Source organism: Burkholderia sp. BCC0322, assembly GCF_902833045.1.
In the GTDB taxonomy this organism is placed as follows: domain Bacteria; phylum Pseudomonadota; class Gammaproteobacteria; order Burkholderiales; family Burkholderiaceae; genus Burkholderia.
In genome coordinates this window covers 143,249-159,778 of sequence record NZ_CADFDU010000015.1, presented here as the reverse complement: position 1 = coordinate 159,778, position 16,530 = coordinate 143,249, and the positions used below count along the sequence as shown (strand labels likewise).

Sequence of the window (16,530 nt, the reverse complement as noted above, 5' to 3'; positions counted from 1 at the left end):
TGGCGAGATGTTTGGAGATCGGCAACGGCCGATGGTGCTCGTACTGGGGCTCGGGGAATCGGGTCTCGCGATCGCGCGATGGTGCGCGAGGCACGGGTGCCGGCTGCGCATTGCCGATACCCGCGAGGCGCCGCCGAACCTTGCCGCGCTGCAGGCCGAAGGCATCGATGCGGAATTCGTCGGCGGCGCGTTCACGCCTGCGCTGCTCGACGGCGGCGTCGAACTCGTCGGGCTGAGCCCCGGGCTGTCGCCGCTCGAACCGGCACTCGCGGCGCTGGTCGCGGCCGCGAACGAGCGCGGCGTCGCGGTGTGGGGCGAGCTGGAGTTCTTCGCGCAGGCGCTGCGTGCGCTCGGCACGAGCGGTTACCAGCCGAAGGTGCTCGCGATCACGGGCACCAACGGCAAGACCACGACGACGAGCCTTACCGGCCTGCTGTGCCAGCGCTCGGGCAAGAAGGTCGCCGTCGCGGGCAACATCAGCCCCGCGATGCTCGACCGGCTCGCCGGCGCGATCGATGAAACCGCGTTGCCCGACGTGTGGGTGCTCGAACTGTCGAGCTTCCAGCTCGAGACCGCGCGCACGTTCGCGCCCGATGCGGCCGCGATCCTCAACATCACGCAGGACCACCTCGACTGGCACGGCAGCTTCGATGCATACGCGCAGGCAAAGGGCCGGATCTTCGGCGCGACGACCACGCGCGTGCTGAACCGCGACGATGCGGCCGTGATGAAGTTCGCGCCGGCAGCCGGCGTGGCCGATGCGCCGCGCACGGTCACGTTCGGCCTGAACGAACCGGTGCAGGACGGCGACTACGGGCTGTCGCGCGACAACGGCATCGCGTGGCTGGTCGAAGCCGTCGATCGCGATGCGCCGGATGAAGCTGCGACGACGACCCGCCGGCGCAAGCGCGATGCCGCGCATACGCCCGACATCGTGCAAAAGCGCCTGATGCCGGCCGACGCGCTGCGCATTCGCGGGCTGCACAACGCGGCGAACGCGCTGGCCGCGTTCGCGCTCGCTCGCGCGATCGACCTGCCGGCCGCACCGCTGCTGCACGCGCTGCGCGAGTACCGCGGCGAGGCGCATCGCGTCGAAGTGATCGCGACGATCGACGACGTGGACTACGTCGACGACAGCAAGGGCACGAACGTCGGCGCGACGGTTGCCGCGCTCGACGGGCTTGCGCAGAAGATCGTGCTGATCGCGGGCGGCGATGGCAAGGGTCAGGATTTCGCACCGCTGGTTGCGCCGGTCGCGCGCTGGTGCCGCGCGGTGATGCTGATCGGTCGCGATGCGCCGGCCATCCGCGACACGCTCGCCGAAACGGGCGTGCCGCTCGCCGATCACGCGACGCTCGAAGGCGCGGTGCACGCGGCGGCCGACCTCGCTGAGCCGGGCGATGCGGTGCTGCTGTCGCCCGCCTGCGCGAGCCTCGACATGTTCAGGAACTACGCCCATCGCGCGGATGTGTTCCGCGCGGCGGTCGACGAAATCGCCATCGACAAAGGAGCGACGCCATGAGCTGGTCAGATCGCATCGTCTCCCGTTTCAACGATCGTCGCGACACCGGCGGTAATGCCGCGGGCGGCCGCGTCGCGTCGGCCACGCGCGCCGCGACCGGCGGCCTCGCGAGCGTCGTCAATGGCGTGCGCCCGAGTCGCTCGCGGATGCTCGACTTCGACTACTCGCTGCTGTGGGTCGCGATCGCGCTGCTCGGGCTCGGCGTCGTGATGGTGTATTCGGCGTCGATCGCGATGCCCGATTCGCCGAAATACGCGTCGTATCACGATTACGCGTTCCTGATGCGCCACTGCATCTCGCTCGTCGTCGCGTTCATCGCGGCGGTGATCGCGTTCCGCGTGCCGGTGTCGACGTGGGACAAATACGCGCCGCAGCTCTTCCTGATCGCGCTCGTCGGCCTCGTGATCGTGCTGATCCCGCACGTCGGCAAGGGCGTGAATGGTGCGCGCCGCTGGATTCCGCTTGGCATCACGAACATGCAGCCGTCGGAAATCATGAAGCTCGCGGTGACGATCTACGCGGCGAACTACACGGTGCGCAAGCAGGAATACATGCAGAGCTTCGCCAAGGGCTTTCTGCCGATGGCGTTCGCGGTCGGCCTGGTCGGTGCGCTGCTGCTGCTCGAGCCGGACATGGGCGCGTTCATGGTGGTCGCGGCGATCGCGATGGGCGTGCTGTTCCTCGGCGGCGTGAACGGCAAGCTGTTCGGCGGCCTTGTTGCGACCGCGATCGGCACCTTCACGATGCTGGTGTGGCTGTCGCCGTGGCGTCGCGAGCGGATCTTCGCGTATCTCGATCCGTGGGACGAGCGCTACGCGCAGGGCAAGGCGTACCAGCTCACGCACTCGCTGATCGCGTTCGGCCGTGGCGAGTGGTTCGGCGTCGGCCTGGGCGGTAGCGTCGAGAAGCTGAACTACCTGCCGGAAGCGCATACCGACTTCATCCTCGCGGTGATCGGCGAGGAGCTCGGTTTCGTCGGCGTGCTGGTCGTGATCCTGCTGTTCTACTGGATCGTGCGCCGCGCGTTCGAGATCGGCCGCCAGGCGCTCGCGCTCGACCGCACGTTCGCGGGCCTGATGGCGAAGGGTATCGGCATCTGGTTCGGTGCGCAGACCTTCATCAACATGGGCGTGAACCTCGGGCTGCTGCCGACCAAGGGCCTGACGCTGCCGCTCGTGAGCTACGGTGGCTCGGGCATTCTGCTGAACTGCGTCGCGCTCGCGGTGCTGCTGCGGGTCGACTACGAAAACCGGGTGCTGATGCGCGGAGGGAAGGTATGACCGCGTCGCAACGCACACTGATGGTGATGGCAGGCGGCACCGGGGGCCACGTGTTCCCCGGGCTCGCAGTCGCGCACCGGATGGAAGCGGCGGGCTGGCGCGTCGTGTGGCTCGGCAATCCGGCCGGGATGGAAGCGACGCTCGTGCCGAAGCACGGTATTCCGATGGAATACGTGCGGTTCGGCGGGCTGCGCGGAAAGGGCCTGAAGACCAAGCTGACGCTGCCGTTCAACCTGCTGCGCGCATGCGGGCAGAGCCTCGCTGCGCTGCGGCGCGTGCGGCCCGACGTCGTGCTCGGGATGGGCGGCTACATCACGTTCCCGGCGGGCGTGATGACTGCGCTGTCGGGGCGTCCGCTCGTGCTGCATGAACAGAATTCGATCGCGGGCCTGACGAACAAGGTACTCGCGAAATTCGCGAAACGCGTGCTCGTCGCGTTCCCCGGCGCGCTGCCGCACGCGGAATGGACGGGTAATCCGATTCGCGCGGAACTTGCCGGCACGGAAGCGCCCAAAGCACGCTATGCATCGCGCAGCGGCCCGCTGAATGTGCTGGTCGTCGGCGGCAGCCTCGGTGCGGCCGCGCTGAATGAAGTCGTGCCGCGCGCGCTGGCGATGCTGACGCCGGGCGAACGCCCGCGCGTCGTGCACCAGGCCGGCGCGAAGCACATCGACGCGCTGAAGGCGAATTACGAAGCGGCCGGTTTCGCGGCCGGCGAAGACGTGCGGCTCGTGCCGTTCATCGACGACATGGCGGCCGCGTATGCGGCGGCGGATCTCGTGATCTGCCGGTCGGGTGCGATGACGGTGTCGGAGATCGCGGCGGTAGGCGTGGCGGCGCTGTTCGTGCCGTTCCCGTACGCGGTCGACGATCACCAGACGAGCAACGCCGCGTTCCTCGCCGATGCGGGCGCGGCCGTGCTGGTGCAACAACGCGACCTGTCGGCGGAACTGCTTGCCGACTGGCTGCGCGGCCAGTCGCGGGCGTCGCTCGCGGAGATGGCGGAACGTTCGCGCTCGCTGGCGAAGCCCGAGGCCACCGACGAAGTCGCGCGCGTGTGCGCGAAGGCGGCCGGCGCGAACCTGGAAGAACTGCAATGAAACACATCGTCAAACACATTCATTTCGTCGGGATCGGCGGCGCGGGCATGAGCGGCATCGCCGAAGTGCTCGTCAACCTCGGCTACGAGGTCAGCGGCTCGGACCTGTCGCGCAACGCGGTGACGGATCGTCTCCAGGCGCTCGGCGCACGGATCGCGATCGGCCACGACGCGGCGAACATCGAGGGCGCGAACGCGGTCGTCGTGTCGACGGCCGTGCGCTCGGACAACCCGGAAGTGCTGGCCGCGCGCGCGAACCGCGTGCCGATCGTGCAGCGCGCGGTGATGCTGGCGGAGCTGATGCGCCTGAAGCAGGGCATCGCGATCGCCGGCACGCACGGCAAGACCACGACGACGAGCCTCGTCGCGAGCGTGCTCGCGGCGGGCGGGCTCGATCCGACTTTCGTGATCGGCGGGCGCCTGATCAGCGCCGGCGCGAACGCGCGGCTCGGCACGGGCGACTTCATCGTCGCCGAGGCCGACGAGTCGGACGCGTCGTTCCTGAACCTGTATCCGGTGATCGAAGTCATCACGAACATCGACGCCGACCACATGGACACCTACGGCCACGATTTCGCGCGGCTCAAGCAGGCGTTCATCGAATTCACGCAGCGCCTGCCGTTCTACGGCAGCGCGGTCGTGTGCGTCGACGATCCGAACGTGCGGCAGATCATCCCGTTCATCTCGAAGCCGGTCGTGCGCTACGGATTGTCGCCGGACGCACAGGTACGTGCGGAAGACATCGATGCGCGCGACGGCCGCATGCATTTCACGGTGATCCGTGAAGGGCGCGCGCCGCTCGCGATCGTGCTGAACCTGCCGGGCCTGCACAACGTGCAGAACGCGCTCGCGGCGATCGCGATCGCGACCGACCTCGGCGTGGCGGACGACGCGATCCAGCAGGCGCTGGCGGAATTCAACGGCGTCGGCCGGCGCTTCCAGCGCTACGGCGAGGTGCCGACCGCGGACGGCGGCCAGTACACGCTGATCGACGACTACGGCCATCACCCGGTCGAGATGGCCGCGACGATCGCCGCCGCGCGCGGTGCGTTTCCGGGCCGCCGCCTCGTGCTGGCGTTCCAGCCGCATCGCTACACGCGCACGCGCGACTGCTTCGACGATTTCGTCAACGTGCTGTCGACGGTCGACGCGCTGGTGCTGACGGAAGTCTACGCGGCGGGCGAGGCGGCGATCTCGACCGCCAACGGCGACGCGCTGTCGCGTGCGTTGCGCGAGGTGGGGAAGGTCGACCCGGTGTTCGTCGCGACGGTCGACGACGTGCCGGACGCATTGGCGAAGGTCGCGCAGAACGGCGACGTGGTGATCACGATGGGCGCGGGTTCGATCGGCGGCGTGCCGGCGAAGGTTGCGCAGCACACTCAACAGAAGGCATGACATGAGCGGGATTGATCCGAAACGTTTCGGCAAGGTGGCGGTGTTGTTCGGCGGCGAGTCCTCGGAGCGCGAGGTGTCGCTCACGTCGGGCAAGCTCGTGCTGCAGGGCCTGCGCGACGCGGGCATCGACGCGTACCCGTTCGACCCGGCCGAGCGCCCGCTGGCGGCGCTGAAGGACGAAGGGTTCGTGCGCGCGTTCAACGCACTGCACGGCGGCTACGGCGAGAACGGCCAGATCCAGGGCGCGCTCGATTTCTACGGCATTCGCTACACGGGCAGCGGCGTGCTCGGATCGGCGCTCGGCCTCGACAAGTTCCGCACGAAGCTCGTGTGGCAGCAGACGGGCGTGCCGACGCCGCCGTTCGAGACGGTGCTGCGCGGCGACGACCTCGCGGCGCGCGCGACGGACATCGTCGCGAAGCTCGGCCTGCCGCTGTTCGTGAAGCCGGCGAGCGAAGGCTCGAGCGTCGCGGTGCTGAAAGTGAAGACGGCCGACGCGCTGCCGGCCGCGCTCGCGGAAGCCGCGACGCATGACCCGATCGTGATCGTCGAGAAGAGCATCGAAGGCGGCGGCGAGTACACCGCATGCATCGCCGGCGATCTCGACCTGCCGGTAATCAAGATCGTGCCGGCCGGCGAGTTCTACGACTATCACGCGAAGTACATCGCCGACGATACGCAATACCTGATTCCGTGCGGGCTGCCCGCCGATAAGGAAGCGGAGCTCAAGCGCGTCGCGCGCCGGGCGTTCGACGTGCTCGGCTGCACCGACTGGGGCCGCGCGGACTTCATGCTCGACGCCGACGGCAACGCGTACTTCCTGGAAGTGAACACCGCACCGGGCATGACCGACCACTCGCTGCCGCCGAAGGCCGCGCGCGCGGTCGGCATCAGCTATTCGGAGCTGGTCGTGAAGGTGCTGTCGCTCACGCTCAACGACTGACGCAGGAACGGAACGACGTATGTGGAACAACGTTCGCCAACTCAACCTTGCCGCCAGCGCGCTGTACGCGCTGTTGCTGCTCGTGTTGGCGGCGGCCGGTTGCTACTGGCTGATCCAGCGCCCGACGTTCGCGCTGCGGGAAATCCGGATCGACGGCGACACCGAGCACATCAATTCGCCGACGGTGCGCGCGGGCGTGGTCGGCCGGCTGAAGGGCAATTTCTTCACGGTCGATCTCGACGCCGCGCGCACCGCGTTCGAGCAGATGCCCTGGGTGCGCCATGCGAGCGTGCGCCGGGTGTGGCCGAATGCGCTGGCTGTCACGCTCGAGGAGTACAAACCGCTCGGGACCTGGGGCAGCGACCAGCTCGTGAGCGTCGACGGCGAGCTGTTCACCGCGAACCAGGGCGAACTGGACAAGGAACTGCCGGCGTTCGATGGCCCGGAGGGCAGTGCGAAGGAAGTCGTCATGCGGTATCGCGACTTCGGGAAATGGTTTGCGCCGCTGAAGGCGGCGCCGGAAGAAGTGACGCTGTCGGCGCGGTACGCGTGGACGGTGAAGCTGTCGAACGGCATGCAGGTCGAGCTGGGCAAGGAACGCAACAGCGAGTCGCTGCATGACCGGAGCCAGCGCCTGGTCGCCGCATGGCCGGCCGTCACGGAGCGTTGGGGCAACGACATCGAGTACGCGGACCTGCGCTATCCGAACGGATTCGCGATTCGCGCGGCAGGCATGCGGTTCCTGACCGATACCGACAAGCGCAAGAAGTAACGAGAGATCACACGCAAGAGCACTTTATGAGCAAAGACTACAAGGATCTGCTGGTTTCCCTCGACATCGGCACGTCGAAGGTGGTGGCCATCGTCGCCGAGCTGAAAGGCGAGGGCCACTACGAGGTGATCGGTCTCGGCCAGAGCGAGTCGAAGGGTCTGAAGAAAGGTGTGGTGGTCAACATCGAGGCCACCGTGCAGTCGATCCAGCGCGCGCTCGAGGAAGCCGAGCTGATGGCCGACTGCAAGATCACCAACGTGTTCACGGGGATCGCGGGCAGCCACATCCGCAGCTTCAACTCGAGCGGGATGGTTGCGATCAAGGACAAGGAAGTCACGCAGACCGACGTCGCGCGCGTGATCGAGACCGCGAAGGCGATCAACATCCCGACCGACCAGCAGGTGCTGCACATCCTCACGCAGGAATTCATCATCGACGGCCAGGAAGACGTGCGCGAGCCGATCGGCATGAGCGGCATCCGGCTGGAAGTGAAGGTGCACATCGTGACGGGCGCGGTGAGCGCCGCGCAGAACATCGTCAAGTGCGTGCGCCGCTGCGGGCTCGAAGTGAACGACCTGATCCTGCAGCCGCTCGCGTCGTCGCTGGCTGTGCTGACGGAAGACGAGAAGGATCTCGGCGTGGTGCTGGTCGACATCGGCGGCGGCACGACGGACATCGCGATCTTCGCCGAAGGCGCGATCCGTCACACCGCGGTGATTCCGATCGCCGGCGACCAGATCACGAGCGACATCGCGATGGCGCTGCGCACGCCGACGCCGGACGCGGAAGACATCAAGGTCGGCTACGGGATCGCGAAGCAGGCGCTCGCCGATCCGGACGAAATGGTGGAAGTGCCGGGCCTCGGCGAGCGCGGCCCGCGCACGCTGTCGCGCCAGGCGCTCGCAGCCGTGATCGAGCCGCGCGTCGAGGAGCTGTTCTCGCTCGTGCAGCAGGTCGTGCGCGAATCCGGTTACGAAGAACTGCTGAGCTCCGGCGTGGTCATTACCGGCGGGGCCTCGATGATGCCCGGCATGGTCGAGCTCGGCGAAGACATTTTCCTGAAGCCGGTGCGCATCGGGGCGCCGGAGTATGCAGGCGGCCTTTCCGACGTCGTGCGCAATCCGCGCTACTCGACGGCGATGGGGCTGCTCGTCGAAGGCAGCGCTCAGCGCATGCGCGGCCGCAAGGTCGCCGTGCAGTCCGGCAACGCGGGGCAGGTGTTCTCGCGGATGAAGGAATGGTTCCTGAGCAATTTTTGAGTATTTCCACGGCTCGGCACGCCGAGCCTGCCCCCGAGGGGGCCAAGAAAACCTGGGGTGGCCCGGCGTTTTCTTGAGGACGAACCGAATCGAAATTCGCGCTGGTGCCGGCGGCTGGCGCGCGACAGGGGGTTGCCCGATCTCCTGCCGAATAACGGCCGAGTAGCAGTCATTCTCTTGACGGAGGCAACATGGAATTCGAAATGCTGGAAACCGAGACCAACGGCACCATCATCAAGGTGGTCGGCGTTGGCGGCGCTGGCGGCAATGCCGTCCAGCACATGATCAACCGCGGCGTGCAGGGCGTCGACTTCATCGTGATGAACACGGATGCGCAGGCGCTGTCGCGTTCGCGCGCATCGTCGGTGATCCAGCTCGGCAACACGGGTCTGGGCGCTGGCGCGAAGCCGGAAATGGGCCGTGCGGCAGCGGAAGAAGCGCGCGAGCGCATCGCCGACGCACTGCGCGGCGCGCACATGGTGTTCATCACGGCCGGCATGGGCGGTGGTACGGGCACGGGCGCGGCACCGGTGGTCGCGCAGATCGCGAAGGAGATGGGCATCCTGACGGTGGGTGTCGTCAGCAAGCCGTTCGAATTCGAAGGCGGCAAGCGCATGCGCGTCGCTGAAGCCGGTTCGCAGCAACTGGAGGATCACGTCGACTCGCTGATCGTCGTCCTGAACGACAAGCTGTTCGACGTGATGGGCGACGACGCCGAGATGGACAAGTGCTTCCAGTGCGCGGACGACGTGTTGAACAACGCGGTCGCAGGCATCGCTGAAATCATCAATGTCGATGGCCTCGTGAACGTCGACTTCGAAGACGTGAAGACGGTGATGGGCGAGCAGGGCAAGGCGATGATGGGCACGGCGACGGTTGCCGGCGTCGATCGCGCACGCCTCGCGGCGGAACAGGCCGTGGCGAGCCCGCTGCTCGAAGGCGTCGATCTGTCGGGCGCGCGCGGCGTGCTGGTCAACATCACGTCGAGCCGTTCGCTGCGCCTGTCGGAAACGCGCGAAGTGATGAACACGATCAAGAGCTACGCGGCGGAAGATGCGACGGTGATCTTCGGTGCGGTGTACGACGATGCGATGGGCGATGCACTGCGCGTGACGGTCGTGGCAACGGGTCTGGGCCGTGCGGCGAAGAAGCAGCAGTCGGCACCGATGACGCTGCTGCGTACGGGTACGGACAACCAGCCGGTCAGCGCGGTTTCGCACGGCTATGCACCGACGCATCACGTCAGCACGGCAGACTACGGCGCGCTCGATACGCCGGCGGTGTGGCGCAATTCGCGCGAAACCGCGGCATCGCACGTGCAGGCGCTGCAGGAGAAGGGTGTCGACACGTACGACATCCCGGCTTTCCTGCGCAAGCAGGCTGACTGACGCAAACACAGGCGAAGCCGCGGCGAATCTGCCGCGGTATCGCCGGCGTGACGGATGCTACGGACCATGACAGGCCGCGTCGGCTGCGACGCCGGGCCGGGAAACGTGCCCTCTCCGCACAAGCGGGGCGGGATGGGCCATGCTGTCCGCAACACGCTGAAAAACCGTATCGCTATGAGGGACCAGCCATGATTCAAGTGGGCGACGCGCTGCCCGACGCGCAACTGTTCGAGTACATCGACGACGCGCGCGAAGGGTGCACGCTGGGGCCGAACGCCTGCAGCGTGCGCGACCAGGTTGCGGGAAAGCGGGTGGTGATCTTCGGATTGCCGGGCGCTTTCACGCCGACCTGCTCGGCGCAGCATGTGCCGGGCTACATCGAACACGCCGAGCAATTGCGCGCGGCGGGAATCGACGAGATCTGGTGCGTGTCCGTCAACGACGCATTCGTGATGGGCGCATGGGGACGTGATCTGCACACCGCGGGCAAGGTGCGCATGATGGCGGACGGTAGCGCGGCTTTCACTCATGCGCTGGGGCTGACGCAGGATTTGTCCGCGCGTGGCATGGGAATTCGTTCCCTGCGCTACGCGATGGTGATTGACGGCGGTGTGGTCAAGACGCTGGCCGTCGAGGCGCCGGGCAAATTCGAAGTGAGCGATGCGGCGAGTGTTCTCGCGACGTTGACGCCCTGACCGTGCGGTGCGCCGTTGCCTTCCGGCAACGCTGCTCACCGGCCTCAGGGCAGTTGTAACACGGGCTGATGACCGGATACGCCTCCGTTCCGGGCATCGGCCCGTCCCGTATCGGCGCGGGTAAACAGGCGAAACAGATTGATACGCAGTTTCAAACGACGCTGAATAGGGAATTACGCTATAATCTGCCCTATCGAATATAACTCCTGATTGATATCTTCAATCACGACGAAGAACATCATGTTGAAGCAGCGCACCATCAAGTCCATCGTGAAGACCGTGGGTATCGGTGTCCACTCGGGCCGCAAGATCGAGTTGACGCTCCGTCCTGCCGCGCCGGGCACGGGCATCGTCTTCTCGCGTGTCGACCTTCCCACGCCCGTCGACATTCCCGCGGCGGCGACGTCGATCGGCGATACGCGGCTCGCGTCGGTGCTGCAGAAGGATGGCGTGCGCGTGTCGACCGTCGAGCACCTGATGTCGGCGTGTGCCGGCCTCGGCATCGACAACCTCTATGTCGACGTGACAGCCGAGGAAATCCCGATCATGGACGGCAGCGCGGCGACCTTCGTGTTCCTGATCCAGTCCGCCGGGATCGAGGAGCAGAACGCGCCGAAGCGCTTCGTCAAGGTGAAGAAGACGGTCGAAATCCGCGACGGCGACAAGTTCGCGCGCCTCGACCCGTACTTCGGCTTCAAGCTGAAATTCTCGATCGATTTCCGTCACCCGGCCGTCGACAAGACCGGCCAGGAACTCGAGGTCGATTTCGCGAATACGTCGTATGTGCGTGAGATCGCGCGTGCACGTACGTTCGGCTTCGCACACGAGGCCGAGATGCTGCGCGAGATGGGTCTCGCCCGGGGCGGCAGCATGGAAAACGCAATCGTGCTCGACGAGTACCGCATTCTGAACAACGACGGGCTGCGCTACGACGACGAGTTCGTGAAGCACAAGATGCTCGACGCGATCGGCGACCTGTACGTGATCGGCCATCCGCTGCTGGCGTCGTACACGGCGTACAAGTCGGGCCACGGGCTGAACAACGCGCTGCTGCGCGAACTGCTCGCGAACGAAGATGCGTACGAGATCGTCACGTTCGATGATCCGCAAGCCGCGCCGAAGGGTTTCGCGTTCGACATGCAGACGGCCTTCGCCTGACCTGCGTTCCGCGCAAACAATAAAAAAGCAGCCTTCGGGCTGCTTTTTTATTGGTCGGGCACCTTGCGCGGCGGCTGGCACATGCCGCTAGCGCGGCTTCGCACCGTGCCGGGCCGCCATCCGCGCGAGCGCGGCCTGAAGCGGTGACGGTTCGAGATGGTCGGCCAGGTCGCGCAACGCCGACGCGCCGACCGACGTCATCCGCGCCTGCTTCACGTGCGGCGGCTCCGGCGCATCCTTCGGGCGCACGCGCACGCGCAGCGTCGAGACCGGCCAGCCGCGCTTTTGCAGATCGCCGAGCAGCCGCGGCTCGACCTGCCGCAGCCGCGCAGCCAGTGCGTTGTGCGCAGCAAAGAGGGTCAGGGTCCCGTCCTTCACGAAGCCGGGCTCGACGTGGTTCGCCAGGTAGTCGGGCAGGAGCGCGGCAAGATCGCGCTGCAGCGACGCGATTTGCTCGACGCCGGCGCGCAGCGCCGCGAATGCGTCGGTGCGGCCGAGCACTTCGGATACGGGTTGCGGGCGATATGCGGCGGACGGGCCGAAACGCTTGGAAAATCGGTTCATCGAGGCATTCTTCGGGCGCGCACGCGCGCGGACGTTGACGCCGATTGTACCCGCGCGGGCCCGGGCACGGGCGGCTTTCGCCCCGTGGCCCCGGCCGCTGGCGCACAGTGTCCGTCCGGCCGAGACACGGGCGCACGCGTCCCCGCGTGCTAAAATTCGACGTTTGAGTCCACTAATTCGCTAAGCCGCCGAGGCTCGGGCGTCGGGGCGCGCAATACGCGCCGGGCGCCGGTGCTGCGACGCAGGATCCGATCCGATGACAACCGGTTTTCTCCAGAAAATTTTTGGCAGCCGCAACCAGCGGCTCGTCAAGCAATACCAAAAGACCGTCGCGACGATCAATGCGCTCGAAACGCAGATCGAGAAGCTGACGGACGACCAGTTGCGCGGCAAGACGGACGAATTCCGCCAGCGGGTCGCGGCCGGCGAGTCGCTCGACAAGCTGCTGCCCGAGGCATTCGCGGTCTGTCGCGAGGCCAGCCGTCGCGTGCTGAAGATGCGGCACTTCGACGTGCAGATGATCGGCGGCATGGTGCTCCACTACGGCAAGATCGCGGAAATGCGCACTGGCGAGGGCAAGACGCTCGTCGCGACGCTGCCCGTGTACCTGAATGCGCTGGCCGGCCGCGGCGTGCACGTGGTGACCGTCAACGATTACCTCGCGCAGCGCGACGCCGAATGGATGGCGCGCCTCTACAACTTCCTCGGTCTGTCGGTCGGCATCAACCTGTCCGGCATGGAGCACGACCAGAAGCAGCAGGCCTACGCGGCGGACATCACGTACGGCACGAACAACGAGTTCGGCTTCGACTACCTGCGCGACAACATGGTCTACGAGACCGACGCGCGCGTGCAGCGGGCGCTGAACTTCGCGGTCGTCGACGAAGTGGACTCGATCCTGATCGACGAGGCACGTACGCCGCTGATCATTTCGGGTCAGGCCGAGGATCAAACCGAGCTGTATGTGCGGATGAACGCACTGCCGCCGCTGCTCGAGCGCCAGATCGGTGAAGAGAAGGCCGACGGCACGGGCGTCGAGAAGCCGGGCGACTACACGCTCGACGAGAAGGCGCGTCAGGTGTTCCTGACTGAATCCGGCCACGAAAAGGCGGAGCGCTTGCTCGCCGAATGGGGCCTGATCGGCGAGGGCGAGAGCCTGTACGCACCGCAGAACATCACGCTGATGCACCACGTGTACGCGGCGCTGCGCGCCCACACGCTGTTCCACAAGGATCAGCACTACGTCGTACAAAACGGCGAAGTGGTCATCGTCGACGAATTCACGGGCCGCCTGATGGCCGGCCGCCGCTGGTCCGACGGCCTGCACCAGGCCGTCGAGGCGAAGGAACACGTGAAGATCCAGAGCGAGAACCAGACGCTCGCCTCGATCACGTTCCAGAACTACTTCCGGATGTACGCGAAGCTGGCCGGCATGACCGGCACCGCCGACACCGAAGCGTACGAATTCAACGAGATCTACGGTCTCGAGACGGTCGTGATCCCGACCAACCGTCCGCCGAAGCGGATCGACAAGCAGGACCAGATCTACAAGACGGCCAAGGAGCGCTACGACGCGGTGATCCGCGACATCCGCGACTGCTACGAGCGCGGCCAGCCGGTGCTGGTCGGCACGACGTCGATCGAGAACTCCGAACTGCTGTCGCACCTGCTGAAGCAGGCCGGGTTGCCGCACGAGGTGCTGAACGCGAAGCAGCACGAGCGTGAAGCGGCGATCGTCGCGGAAGCCGGCCGTCCGCGCGCGATCACGATCGCGACCAACATGGCCGGCCGCGGCACCGACATCGTGCTCGGCGGCAACGTCGAGAAGCAGGCCGGCTTCATCGAGGCCGACGAAGCGATCCCGGCCGACGAAAAGGCGCGCCGGATCCAGAAGCTGCACGACGAGTGGGAAACGCTGCACGAGCAGGTGAAGGCCGCGGGCGGCCTGCACATCATCGGCACCGAGCGCCACGAATCGCGCCGGATCGACAACCAGCTGCGCGGCCGTGCGGGCCGCCAGGGCGATCCGGGCTCGTCGCGCTTCTACCTGTCGCTCGACGATCCGCTGCTGCGCATCTTCGCGGGCGACCGCGTGCGCTCGATCATGGATCGCCTGAAGATGCCGGAAGGCGAGGCGATCGAGGCCGGCATCGTCACGCGCTCGATCGAGTCCGCGCAGCGCAAGGTCGAAGCGCGCAACTTCGACATCCGCAAGCAGCTGCTCGAATACGACGACGTGTCGAACGACCAGCGCAAGGTGATCTACCAGCAGCGTAACGAGCTGCTCGAAGCGCACGACATCACCGAGACGATCACCGCGATGCGTCAAGGCGTGATTACCGAAGTCGTCCGCCAGTTCGTGCCGGAAGGCAGCATCGAAGAGCAGTGGGACGTGCCCGAGCTCGAGGAAGCGCTGCGCAACGACTGGCAGCTCGACCTCGCGATCCAGGAAATGGTGAACGAGTCGTCGTCGATCACGGCCGAGGAGATCCTCGACGCGGTGATGACGGCCGCCGACGAGCAGTACGAGGCGAAGGTCGCGATGGTCGGCCGCGAATCGTTCAGCGCGTTCGAGCGCTCGGTGATGCTGCAGACGGTCGACCGCCTGTGGCGCGAGCACCTCGCGGCGCTCGACCACCTGCGCCAGGGCATCCACCTGCGCGGCTATGCGCAGAAGAACCCGAAGCAGGAATACAAGCGCGAAGCGTTCGAGCTGTTTGCCGCGATGCTCGAGGCGATCAAGCAGGAAGTCACGCGCATCGTGATGAACGTGCAGATCCAGTCGCCGGAGCAGCTCGAGCAAGCCGCCGAGCAGATCGAGGAGCGTGGCGGTCATCTCGAGAACGTCGAGTACCAGCACGCCGATTACGCGGAAGCCGGTGCGCCGGTGGCGAACGTCGCGGCTGCCGCGGCTGCCACCGCGACGGCCGACATGGTCGGCAGCGCGATGACGCACAGCGGCCCCGGCGGCGAGATGCCGAAGGTCGGCCGCAACGACCCGTGCCCGTGCGGCAGCGGCAAGAAGTACAAGCAATGTCACGGGAAGCTGTCATGATCGACGGCGGCGCGCGTCACGCGTGCCGCTTCGTTCGCAGCTTCGAGTGAGTGATGTGAGTTGCGGCGGCCCGCGCGTGCGGCCGCCGGTTCTTCCAATCGATGCCGGCGTATGCCGGCATTTTCCATCCGGCAGGTGTGCCCCATGGCTGTCAATTTTCCGTCGATCGATCCCGCCCAACTGCATCCCGTCGCCGGCGTCACGCTCGGCTGGGCGGAAGCGAACATCCGCAAGCCGAATCGCAAGGACGTGCTGGTCATCTCCGTCGACGAAGGCGCGACGGTCGCGGGCGTGTTCACCGAAAACCGCTTTTGCGCTGCGCCGGTCACCGTCTGCCGCGAGCACCTGGCGAAGGTGCGTGCAGGCGGCGCGGGCATTCGCGCGCTCGTGGTGAATACGGGCAATGCGAACGCGGGCACCGGCGAGCCAGGCCTCGTGAACGCGCGCGCAACCTGCACGGAACTCGCGCGTCTCGCGGGCATCGAGCCGGCGCAGGTGCTGCCGTTCTCGACCGGTGTGATCCTCGAGCCGCTGCCGATCGATCGCCTGAAGGCCGGGCTGCCGGCTGCGCTCGCGAACCGCAAGGCCGCGAACTGGTTTGACGCCGCGCAGGCGATCATGACGACGGACACGCTGCCGAAGGCCACGTCGCGCCAGGTGACGATCGACGGCCACACGGTCACGCTGACGGGCATCAGCAAGGGTGCGGGCATGATCAAGCCGAACATGGCGACGATGCTCGGTTTCCTCGCATTCGACGCGAACGTCGCGCAGCCGGTGCTCGACACGCTCGTGAAGGAGGTGGCCGACCGCTCGTTCAACTGCATCACGATCGACGGCGACACGTCGACGAACGACTCGTTCATCCTGATCGCGTCGGGCAAGAGCACGCTGCCGGCGATCACGTCGACCGATTCGCCGGCCTATGCGGCGCTGCGCGATGCGGTGACGGAAGTCGCGCAGGTGCTGTCGCAACTGATCGTGCGCGATGGCGAAGGCGCGACGAAATTCATGACGGTACAGGTCGAAGGCGGCAAGAGTGTCGCGGAATGCCGCCAGATTGCTTACGCAATCGGCCATTCGCCGCTCGTGAAGACGGCCTTCTACGCATCCGACCCCAACCTTGGCCGGATTCTCGCGGCGATCGGCTATGCGGGCGTCGCGGATCTCGACGTCGACAAGATCGACCTCTATCTCGACGACGTGCTCGTCGCGCAGGCGGGCGGCCGCAACCCGGCCTACCAGGAAGAGGACGGCCAGCGCGTGATGAAGCAGAGCGAAATCACGATCCGCGTGCTGCTCGGCCGTGGCGACGCGCAGGCCACCATCTGGACGTGCGACCTGTCGCACGACTACGTGAGCATCAACGCGGATTACCGCTCCTGATCGGGAGTGCCCGA

At 66.6% G+C, this 16,530-nt stretch carries 13 protein-coding genes; 12 read left to right on the top strand and 1 reads right to left on the bottom strand.

The window, feature by feature from the left end; translation table 11 throughout:
- Positions 1-7: 7 nt before the first annotated feature.
- From murD to lpxC, 10 genes are all read left to right on the top strand, one after another.
- Positions 8-1,522, top strand: a complete 1,515-nt coding sequence (gene murD / locus HWX39_RS30785) for a UDP-N-acetylmuramoyl-L-alanine--D-glutamate ligase (RefSeq protein WP_175971417.1) — start codon at positions 8-10, stop codon at positions 1,520-1,522.
- Complete coding sequence (gene ftsW, locus HWX39_RS30780; RefSeq protein ID WP_175955527.1) at positions 1,519-2,802, top strand: putative lipid II flippase FtsW; 1,284 nt, start codon at positions 1,519-1,521, stop codon at positions 2,800-2,802. Before murD ends, ftsW begins: the two co-directional genes overlap by 4 nt.
- Positions 2,799-3,902: an undecaprenyldiphospho-muramoylpentapeptide beta-N-acetylglucosaminyltransferase gene (gene murG, locus HWX39_RS30775; RefSeq protein WP_175955529.1), complete on the top strand. Its 1,104-nt coding sequence runs from the start codon at positions 2,799-2,801 to the stop codon at positions 3,900-3,902. The genes ftsW and murG overlap by 4 nt, the downstream gene beginning before the upstream one ends.
- On the top strand, positions 3,899-5,296 hold the full coding sequence (gene murC / locus HWX39_RS30770; RefSeq protein WP_175971416.1) for a UDP-N-acetylmuramate--L-alanine ligase: 1,398 nt from the start codon (positions 3,899-3,901) through the stop codon (positions 5,294-5,296). The genes murG and murC overlap by 4 nt, the downstream gene beginning before the upstream one ends.
- 1 nt (position 5,297) lies before the next feature.
- Entirely contained in the window at positions 5,298-6,239 is a 942-nt protein-coding gene (locus tag HWX39_RS30765; protein WP_175971415.1) for a D-alanine--D-alanine ligase, read from the top strand.
- 19 nt (positions 6,240-6,258) lie between these two features.
- Entirely contained in the window at positions 6,259-7,011 is a 753-nt protein-coding gene (locus tag HWX39_RS30760; RefSeq protein WP_175971414.1) for a cell division protein FtsQ/DivIB, read from the top strand.
- A gap of 26 nt (positions 7,012-7,037) precedes the next feature.
- The gene (gene ftsA, locus HWX39_RS30755; protein WP_006487138.1) at positions 7,038-8,270 is read left to right on the top strand and encodes a cell division protein FtsA; all 1,233 of its coding nucleotides are present in this window, start codon (positions 7,038-7,040) and stop codon (positions 8,268-8,270) included.
- A gap of 191 nt (positions 8,271-8,461) precedes the next feature.
- Positions 8,462-9,658 carry a cell division protein FtsZ gene (gene ftsZ / locus HWX39_RS30750; protein ID WP_011350843.1) on the top strand — a complete coding sequence of 399 codons (1,197 nt, stop codon included), beginning with the start codon at positions 8,462-8,464 and terminating at the stop codon, positions 9,656-9,658.
- A 188-nt stretch (positions 9,659-9,846) separates the two neighbouring features.
- Positions 9,847-10,353, top strand: coding sequence for a peroxiredoxin (locus HWX39_RS30745; protein ID WP_175971413.1), 507 nt, complete (start codon positions 9,847-9,849; stop codon positions 10,351-10,353).
- Between the two features lie 240 nt (positions 10,354-10,593).
- A complete protein-coding gene (gene lpxC / locus HWX39_RS30740; protein WP_011350845.1) occupies positions 10,594-11,511 on the top strand; it encodes a UDP-3-O-acyl-N-acetylglucosamine deacetylase in 918 nt (305 codons plus the stop codon).
- A gap of 87 nt (positions 11,512-11,598) precedes the next feature.
- Here lpxC and HWX39_RS30735 read toward each other — a convergent pair whose 3' ends face one another.
- The gene (locus HWX39_RS30735; RefSeq protein WP_175955535.1) at positions 11,599-12,075 is read right to left on the bottom strand and encodes a DUF721 domain-containing protein; all 477 of its coding nucleotides are present in this window, start codon (positions 12,073-12,075) and stop codon (positions 11,599-11,601) included.
- A 256-nt stretch (positions 12,076-12,331) separates the two neighbouring features.
- On the opposite strand from HWX39_RS30735, the gene secA reads away from it, so the two are divergent.
- Together secA and argJ are read left to right on the top strand one after the other, a co-directional pair.
- Positions 12,332-15,130: a preprotein translocase subunit SecA gene (secA, locus tag HWX39_RS30730; protein WP_175971412.1), complete on the top strand. Its 2,799-nt coding sequence runs from the start codon at positions 12,332-12,334 to the stop codon at positions 15,128-15,130.
- A 144-nt stretch (positions 15,131-15,274) separates the two neighbouring features.
- Positions 15,275-16,516: a bifunctional glutamate N-acetyltransferase/amino-acid acetyltransferase ArgJ gene (gene argJ / locus HWX39_RS30725; protein ID WP_175971411.1), complete on the top strand. Its 1,242-nt coding sequence runs from the start codon at positions 15,275-15,277 to the stop codon at positions 16,514-16,516.
- The last annotated feature ends 14 nt before the right edge of the window (positions 16,517-16,530 follow it).

Excerpts from the sequence above, each read along its gene's own strand:
- murD (WP_175971417.1), top strand. The coding sequence starts at position 8 with ATGTTTGGAGATCGGCAACGGCCGATGGTGCTCGTACTGGGGCTCGGG.
- ftsW (WP_175955527.1), top strand. The coding sequence starts at position 1,519 with ATGAGCTGGTCAGATCGCATCGTCTCCCGTTTCAACGATCGTCGCGAC.
- murG (WP_175955529.1), top strand. The coding sequence starts at position 2,799 with ATGACCGCGTCGCAACGCACACTGATGGTGATGGCAGGCGGCACCGGG.
- murC (WP_175971416.1), top strand. The coding sequence starts at position 3,899 with ATGAAACACATCGTCAAACACATTCATTTCGTCGGGATCGGCGGCGCG.
- HWX39_RS30765 (WP_175971415.1), top strand. The coding sequence starts at position 5,298 with ATGAGCGGGATTGATCCGAAACGTTTCGGCAAGGTGGCGGTGTTGTTC.
- HWX39_RS30760 (WP_175971414.1), top strand. The coding sequence starts at position 6,259 with ATGTGGAACAACGTTCGCCAACTCAACCTTGCCGCCAGCGCGCTGTAC.
- ftsA (WP_006487138.1), top strand. The coding sequence starts at position 7,038 with ATGAGCAAAGACTACAAGGATCTGCTGGTTTCCCTCGACATCGGCACG.
- ftsZ (WP_011350843.1), top strand. The coding sequence starts at position 8,462 with ATGGAATTCGAAATGCTGGAAACCGAGACCAACGGCACCATCATCAAG.
- HWX39_RS30745 (WP_175971413.1), top strand. The coding sequence starts at position 9,847 with ATGATTCAAGTGGGCGACGCGCTGCCCGACGCGCAACTGTTCGAGTAC.
- lpxC (WP_011350845.1), top strand. The coding sequence starts at position 10,594 with ATGTTGAAGCAGCGCACCATCAAGTCCATCGTGAAGACCGTGGGTATC.
- HWX39_RS30735 (WP_175955535.1), bottom strand. The coding sequence starts at position 12,075 with ATGAACCGATTTTCCAAGCGTTTCGGCCCGTCCGCCGCATATCGCCCG.
- secA (WP_175971412.1), top strand. The coding sequence starts at position 12,332 with ATGACAACCGGTTTTCTCCAGAAAATTTTTGGCAGCCGCAACCAGCGG.
- argJ (WP_175971411.1), top strand. The coding sequence starts at position 15,275 with ATGGCTGTCAATTTTCCGTCGATCGATCCCGCCCAACTGCATCCCGTC.